A 7,505-nucleotide genomic window follows, 5' to 3' on the forward strand; every position below is an offset into this window, starting at 1 on the left:
CCTCCCACCTGCCTCCCACCGACGCACCTTCCTGTGCCCGCCCCGGTTCCGGAGGCGGCCTCTTGACAGGGGGCCCGCGAACTGAAAACTTCCTTGACAGATTCAGGTTGACAACGTTGTCATCCCTCTGCTGGTCGATCGTTGTGAGCACCCCCCTGGCCATCCCCGTCCCGTCCCGACAAGGCACGACCCACGCAGCCGCCTTCGTGACGCTGCCCGACCGAGTCCCCGTACCGGCTGACGCACGGAAGGTTCCCCCTCGATGAAGCACCCTCGCCGACGATCCCTCATGACGGCGGTCTTATGCGCGGGCGTCGCCCTCGCGCTCTCCGCCCCGGCCGCCGCCGCGCTGACCACCCAGTACGGCCCGGCGGGCGCCACCGCACAGAAAGGTCCAGACCCGATTCCCAATCCCGGCCCTTCGGGCACCCCTGCCCCCGGCCCGTCCTCCAGCCCGCCGCCCGACCCGAAGGCGAGCGAGCCGGCTCCGTCCGCGGAGCGGGCGCGGCGAGCGGCGCAGGACGGGCAGAAGCTGGCCCAGGCGGAAGGAGCGGCCTTCGCCTCGTCCTTCGAGCCCGGCGACCCCCAGCCGACCTGGATCAACACCACCGAGACCGACACCAAGGGCGGTAAGAAGGCCGAGAACGTCGCCGGCACCCTGCCCGGCGGCATCGAGGGTGGCATCTCCGACAAGATCGCCCGGATCAGCGTCAGCGGCGAGTTCTTCAACGCCGGCGAGGTGAAGGAGAACCTCGCCGACACCGACGCGAGCACCAAGTGGCTGGTGGACAGCGGCACGGGCTGGGCGCAGTACGAACTGTCCGAGCCGGTCGCGGTCGTGCACTACGCGCTGACCTCCGCTGACGACGTACCCGAGCGCGACCCCCGCGACTGGCAACTCCAGGGCTCACAGGACGGGAAGACCTGGACGACCCTGGACACCCGGACCGGCGAGAGGTTCTCGGCGCGTCTCCAGCGCAAGGAGTACAGGTTCACCAACTCGACCGCCCACGCCCACTACCGGCTGAACGTCACCCGCGTCGGCGGCGCCCCCATGCTGCAGCTGGCCGAGTGGGAGTTGTCCGACGGCCGCACCGGCACCAGGCCGCCCAGCGACATGCGCAGCCACGTCGGCGACGGCCCTACCCGCGGCTACGTGTCCAGGCCGCGCGCCGGCTTCACCGGCCTGCGCGCGTTCCGGTACGCAGGCGGCACCACGTCGGGCAAGGGCGGCTACTCCACCAACAAGGTGTTCGAGGTGGACATCCCGGTCACGTCCGGGACGGAGCTGTCCTACGTGGTCTTCCCCGAGTTCACCTCGGCCCACCTGCGTTATCCCAGCACGTACGTCTCCGTGGACCTGGCCTTCAGCGACGGCACCTACCTCAGCGATCTGAAGGCCGTCGACCAGCACGGGGTCCGGCTGGCGCCCCGGGAGCAGGGTGAGTCCAAGACCCTCTACGCCGACCAGTGGAACTTCAAGCGCGCCGAGATCGGCAAGGTGGCCAAGGGCAAGCGGATCAGCCGCATCCTGGTGGCCTACGACAGCCCTGTGGGCGAGGCCGGGTTCCGCGGCTGGGTGGACGACATCAAGATCGTCACGGAGCGGAAGCGGCAGCCGTACGAGGGCCGTGGCGGGCGTGACGAGCGGCGGCCCTCGGAGTACGTGGTGACCACTCGCGGCACCCACTCCACGGGCGGGTTCTCGCGGGGCAACAACGTCCCGGCCACCGCCGTGCCGCACGGGTTCAACTTCTGGACGCCGATGACCAACGCCGGCTCGACCAGCTGGCTCTACGACTACCACCGGGCCAACAACGCGGCGAACCTGCCCGAGATCCAGGCGTTCACCGCCAGCCACGAGCCCAGCCCGTGGATGGGCGACCGGCAGACGTTCCAGTTCATGCCGTCGGCGGCCGAAGGGGTGCCCGACCCGTCGAGGACCGCCCGCGCGCTGCCCTTCCGCCACGAGCGGGAGGTCGCGCAGCCGCACCTGTACGCGGTCACCTTCGACAACGGCCTCAAGACGGAGATCGCGCCGGCCGACCACGCGGCGCTGGCCCGGTTCACGTTCCCCGGCTCGTCCGCCAAGCTGGTCTTCGACAACGTGAACAACAGCGGCGGCCTGACCCTGGACGTGTCCGGCGGCGTGGTCACCGGCTATTCCGACGTGCGCAGCGACCTGTCCACCGGGGCGACGCGCATGTTCTACTACGCCACCTTCGACCGCCCGGTCACCGGCGGCGGCAAGCTGACCGGCCAGGGACGCGACAACGTGCTCGGCTACCTGGCCTTCGACGCAGGACCGGAGAAGGCGGGCGCCGCGCGCACGGTGACCATGCGGATCGCGTCGTCGCTGATCAGCGTCGAGCAGGCCAGGCGGAACCTGGAGCTGGAGATCGGCGCCTCCGACACGCTGGAGCAGGTCAGCGAGCGGGCGCGGAAGGCGTGGGACGCCAAGCTCGGCGTCATCGAGGTCGAGGGCGCGAGCCAGGACCAGCTCGTCACGCTGTACTCCAACCTGTACCGGCTGTTCCTGTATCCCAACTCCGGTTTCGAGAACACCGGCACCGCGGACGCCCCGGTGTACAAACACGCGGTGCAGTCGGCCGTCGAGACCCCGCCCAGCACGCCCACCGAGACCGGGGCGAAGGTGGCGGACGGGAAGGTGTACGTCAACAACGGCTTCTGGGACACCTACCGCACCACCTGGCCCGCGTACGCGCTGCTCACGCCAGAAGCGGCCGGGGAGATGGTGGACGGGTTCGTGCGGCAGTACGAGGACGGCGGCTGGATCGCGCGGTGGTCCTCGCCGGGCTACGCCGACCTGATGGTCGGCACGAGCTCCGACGTCGCCTTCGCCGACGCCCATCTGAAGGGGGTCACCGGGTTCGACGCCGAGACCGCCTACGAGGCGGCGGTCAAGAACGCCACGGTCGCCCCGCCCACCCGCCACGTGGGCCGCAAGGGCCTGTCCACCTCCGTCTTCCTCGGCTACACGAGCACGGAGTCGACGGGTGAGGCCATGTCGTGGGCCTTGGACGGCTACATCAACGACTTCGGCATCGCAAACATGGCCAAGGCGCTGGCCGAACAGTCGAAGGGCGCGAAGCGCGCCCGCTACCTGGAGGAACACGAGTACTTCAGGAACCGGGCGCTCAACTACGTGCACATGTTCGACCCGGCGGTCCGCTTCTTCCAGGGCAGGAGCGCCGACGGGTCGTTCCGGCTCAAGCCGGGCGCGTACGACCCGCGCGACTGGGGCCACGACTACACCGAGACGAACGGCTGGAACATGGCCTTCCACGTGCCGCAGGACGGCCGCGGCCTGGCCAACCTGTACGGCGGCGCGGACAGGCTGGCCGGCAAGCTCGACGCGTTCTTCGACGCTCAGGAGACCGCGTTGTTCCCCGGCTCGTACAACGGGATCATCCACGAGATGCGCGAGGCCCGCGACGTGCGGATGGGCCAGTACGGGCACAGCAACCAGCCCTCGCACCACATCCCCTACATGTACGACTACGCGGGACAACCGTGGAAGACCCAGGCCAAGGTGCGCGAGGCGCTCTCGCGGCTGTACCTGGGCAGCGAGATCGGCCAGGGCTACCCGGGAGACGAGGACAACGGCGAGATGTCGGCCTGGCAGATCTTCAGCGCCCTCGGCTTCTACCCGCTGCAGATGGGCAGCCCCTACTACGCGATCGGCTCACCCCTGTTCGAGAAGGCGACCGTGCGCCTGGAGAACGGCAGGAAGCTGGTGATCAAGGCGCCGGGCAACAGCGCGCGCAACGTCTACGTGCAGGGGGTGAAGGTCAACGGCAAGCCGTACGGGAAGACGTACCTGCCGCACGATCTGATCGCCAAGGGCGGCGAGCTGGTATTCGAGATGGGGCCGAAGCCTTCGCGCTGGGGCACGGGGAAGAACGCCGCCCCGCCCTCGATCACCGGCGACGACCGGGTCCCCACGCCGTTGCACGACCTCACCGGGCCGCCCGGGACAACGGGACGCGGCACGGCGTCGGCGCCCGGCGACGCCGACGTGAGCGCGCTGTTCGACAACGACTCGGCCACCGGGGCGACGGTGCCCGAGTGGGTGCAGTACACCTTCGACGGCGAGCGCACGGCGCGCTACTACACGCTCACGTCCGGCTCGGGCGAGCCTGCCCAGGATCCGTCCAGCTGGGTCCTGGAGGGCTCCAAGGACGGCAACGCGTGGAAGTCGATCGACAAGCGGACCGGCGAGAGCTTCTCGTGGCGGTCGCAGACGCGCCCGTTCAAGATCACCAGCCCGAGCGCCTACACCCACTACCGGATCAGGTTCACCGGCGGCTCGACGGTCTCGCTGGCCGAGGTGGAGCTCCTCGCTCCCGAGCCGCCCGCCACGTCGACGCTGGTCATCGAGAGCTCCGGGGTCTTCGCCGCCCCAGGTGAGACCGTGAGGCTCTCGGCGACCGTGGCCAACCACGCCACGAAGCCCGCCGGTGGCCGGCTCACCGCCACGGGACCGGAGGGCTGGACCGTCCGGCCCGCGTCCGCCCGCTTCGGGCCCGTCGCGCCGGGCGCGTCCCAGACCCTGACGTTCGAGGTGGCGGCGCCGGCGACGGCCGGTCCCGGCAGCCACGTGATCCGGCTCGCCGCCACCTCCGACCAGGGGTCCGCCGGCGAGCAGGTGGCGGTCACGCTGATCGGCGACACGGTGGAGTTCACGCCCGGCACCCCGGCCGAGGAGCCCTGGCTCCTGGACGCGGGCGGGTCCAAGCTCGACGGCGAGGTGCACGACGGGCGTGCCCGGTTCACCGACGGCGACAGCCACGCCACCTACCGGTTCGAGCTGCCCGCCCAGGTCACCGGCGGTTCGCTGACGCTGGACATCGCCAACCACTTCCTCGTGGAGGTGTCGGAGGATCAGCAGTCCTGGCGGGCCGTGCTGCGGGAGGAGGCGGACGTGCGCGACCGGTCCAACCGCGCGGAGCGCACGCTCGACCTCGACGACCTGCGGGGCGGGTCTCCGACGTTCTACCTGCGGATCGGCGACAGCCGGCCGGATGACGGCTGGGGGTCCTGGCTGGCCAGGGTACGCCTGGAGCTGACCCGTACGGAGACCTGACGCTCGAAGGGTTCACCGGCGACCGCAACGGATTCGCCACAACAGCGGCTGGCACGACCTGCACCAGGTGGTCGAGCTCGAGCCGGACACCACCTACACCCTCACCGGCCGGCTGCGGACGTCCGCGAACAACGACAACGGCTTCTTCGGCGTACGAACGCCGGGAGGCGCGCCGATCGCCGAGGTCAACTTCCGCGCGGTGGACGCGTGGACCCCGTTCACCGTCACCTCGACAGCGGGACGCGCACCTCGGTCGAGGTGTTCGCCGGCATCTGGACCGACAACGGCGACATGTGGTTGCAAGCCGACGAGTTCGCACTGGTGGCCGTACGGCCCGTCGCGTCGGCGGTCGAGGCACCCGTGCCCTCGTCCAGCGTCCAGTGCCCGGTGGGCCCTGTGCCGTCCCTGACGTGGAACACGTAACTGCGGATCGGCCCCTGCTTGCCCGCGGCGTCCACGCTGCGCACGGACAACACGTTCGGCCCGTCCTCGTCCGGCGTGAGCCGGACGGTCGCCTTCCCGCCGGCGGCGTCGGCCCGCACGTCCGGGCCGGTGTTGAGCCCGTAGAGGAACGCCGTCACATCGGTGGCGCCGTTCGCGTCGAAGGTGAACGTCCCGGCGCGGCCGAGCCCCTCCCCCAGCCGTTCTCGGGGTACTGCTCGGAGGTCACCAGCGGCTCGCTGCCGGGAGCGGTGGTGTCGACCCGGATCTCGCACCACGGGCCCCACGCGCCGGCGGCTCTCCCGTCCTCGGCGCGCACCGCCACCGGATCACCGAGCCGTCCTCGTACGCGCCCGCCGGGACGCCGGCGTAGAACGCGTTGCCCGACGAGGCGGTGGGGGTGACGAACTCGCCTGCCCTGGACTCGCCGTCCCACCACTCGAAGCGGCCTCTGACGGAGTCGTCGTCGCGCAGCTTGGCCCAGAGTGTCGGCGTCGCCGTCCCCACGGCGGGCGTAGGTCGGCTCCGCCGTCAGCCGGGCCGCGGTCCTGAGGCTTCCAGCCGGGCGCGGATCTCCTTGCGGACGGGAAGGGCCAGCGCGTCCCGGTGGGCCTGTTCCAGCAGCGCGCCGATGTGGACCCGTGCGCCCGACTCCGCCGAGCGCACCGCCGCCTCCACCATGGCCAGGGAGCGGATGTTGCGGGCGATCGATCCGGACGGTTCCGCGCCCGTGCGCAGCGCCGCGACGAACTCCGCCAGCGCCCCGGCGATCTCCTCGTGAGTGCCCGCCGGCACCTCCGGCGCGCCGCCGGTGCTGGAGGTGACGCGGTCCTCGCCGTCCCAGGTCACGGTGCCTCCGGGGCCGGTGGCCCGCCACTCGCCGTTCCAGGGTGTCTCCAGCCCTTCCGCGCACCAGGAGCCGGTGAAGACGTAACGGGTGCCGCCGTCGAACAGGAACGTCGCGGTCGCCGCCGCGTCGCCGTGGTACCAGCTCCAGGCCGGGTTCCAGCTCTCGCACACGACCGAGATCGGCTCCGCGCCGAGCAGGTATCGGGCCGCGTCGAAGGCGTGGACGGCCATGTCCACCAGCAGCGGCTGCTCCATCACGTCGCGGAAGCCCCCGAAGCGCTCGCCGCGGAAGAATCCGGTGGTGAGCAGGCCGGGCATGCCGAGCTCGGCGATGCGGCGACGGTATTCCTCCAGGGCGGCGTAGTAGCGGCGGGACTGGCTGATCATCAGCAGCCGGCCGGTCGCCTCGGCGGCGGCGACCTGGACGACCGCCTCGGCCAGGGTCGGCGCGGCGGGCTTCTCGCACAGGACCGGGAGCCCGGCGAAGAGCGCCTCGATGTTCACCTCGTTGTGGGCGGCCGGGACGGTGACGTTCACGACGGCGTCCGGCACGGTGTCCGCGAGCAGGTCGCCGAGCGAGGCTCCGACCTTGGCGTCGGCGCCGGTGGCGCGTACGGCGGCCCGCGCCCGATCGACGTCGAGGTCGGCCACCCCGACGAGGTCGACGGCGTCGGACGCGGTCAGGGTGCGCATCCAGACCAGGCCCATCGCGCCCGCTCCGACCTGGACCACGCGGAGCGGCCGTGCCGGGCCGGCGGCGGTGCTCATTCGGCGCCTTCCTTGTCGTGCGTCGCGCCCCGGTGGCCGCGCCCGGTGTCGAGGTCGCCCGCCTCGGAGCGGAGCAGGGCCGGCAACTCGCGCCGTGACGGGTCGGCGGCCGCCCATTCGGCTCCGTTGGCGATGACGTGCAGCACGTCCGGGTGGTGGTAGACCGGGTAGTCCTGGTCGCCGGGGCTGAAGTAGAAGATCTTGCCGTTGCCGCGGCGGAAGGTGCAGCCGCTGCGGAACACCTCGCCGCCGGTGAACGAGCTGATGAAGATCAGCTCGTCGGGGGCCGGGATGTCGAACTGCTCGCCGTACATCTCCTGGGCGGGGATCTCGATGGGGT

Annotated in this window: 5 protein-coding genes; 1 reads left to right on the top strand and 4 read right to left on the bottom strand. The window is 71.2% G+C overall.

Annotated features, from left to right (window positions below; genetic code table 11):
* The first annotated feature begins 289 nt into the window (after positions 1-289).
* Positions 290-5,107 (top strand): GH92 family glycosyl hydrolase, encoded by a 4,818-nt coding sequence (locus E1294_RS09935; protein ID WP_220447647.1) that lies wholly within the window; start codon positions 290-292, stop codon positions 5,105-5,107.
* 224 nt (positions 5,108-5,331) lie between these two features.
* Here the strand turns inward: E1294_RS09935 and E1294_RS09940 are convergent, their stop codons facing one another.
* The 4 genes from E1294_RS09940 to E1294_RS09955 all read right to left on the bottom strand — a co-directional run.
* Positions 5,332-5,688, bottom strand: coding sequence for a hypothetical protein (locus E1294_RS09940; protein ID WP_132507056.1), 357 nt, complete (start codon positions 5,686-5,688; stop codon positions 5,332-5,334).
* A gap of 85 nt (positions 5,689-5,773) precedes the next feature.
* A complete protein-coding gene (locus E1294_RS09945; protein ID WP_132507058.1) occupies positions 5,774-6,055 on the bottom strand; it encodes a hypothetical protein in 282 nt (93 codons plus the stop codon).
* A gap of 24 nt (positions 6,056-6,079) precedes the next feature.
* Positions 6,080-7,165 (bottom strand): Gfo/Idh/MocA family protein, encoded by a 1,086-nt coding sequence (locus E1294_RS09950; protein ID WP_132507060.1) that lies wholly within the window; start codon positions 7,163-7,165, stop codon positions 6,080-6,082.
* Positions 7,162-7,505 (bottom strand): ThuA domain-containing protein (locus tag E1294_RS09955; protein ID WP_342775037.1); only part of this gene is annotated, 344 nt, incomplete at its 5' end. The genes E1294_RS09955 and E1294_RS09950, both read right to left, overlap by 4 nt.

The organism is Nonomuraea diastatica (genome assembly GCF_004349015.1).
Taxonomy (GTDB): Bacteria; Actinomycetota; Actinomycetes; order Streptosporangiales; family Streptosporangiaceae; genus Nonomuraea; species Nonomuraea diastatica.